1 rRNA gene is annotated in these 259 nt (G+C 51.0%); it reads right to left on the reverse strand.

The features are described 5' to 3' along the window. A 23S ribosomal RNA gene (locus tag MRBLMR1_RS29955) occupies window positions 1-259 on the reverse strand; the annotation flags it as partial.

Below are 259 nucleotides of genomic sequence, written 5' to 3' on the forward strand. Positions count from 1 at the left end.
CTTTCGGCGAGGGGGTCTCTCACCCCCTTTGTCGTTACTCATGTCAACATTCGCACTTCCGATATCTCCAGGGGTCCTCACGGATCCCCCTTCACAGACTTACGGAACGCTCCGCTACCACATACACGTTAAGTGCATATCCTCAGCTTCGGTGCATGGCTTTAGCCCCGTTACATTTTCGGCGCAAAGACCCTTATTTAGACCAGTGAGCTGTTACGCTTTCTTTAAATGATGGCTGCTTCTAAGCCAACATCCTGGT

Source organism: Neorhizobium sp. LMR1-1-1.1, from assembly GCF_040675795.1.
Taxonomy (GTDB): domain Bacteria; phylum Pseudomonadota; class Alphaproteobacteria; order Rhizobiales; family Rhizobiaceae; genus Neorhizobium; species Neorhizobium cellulosilyticum.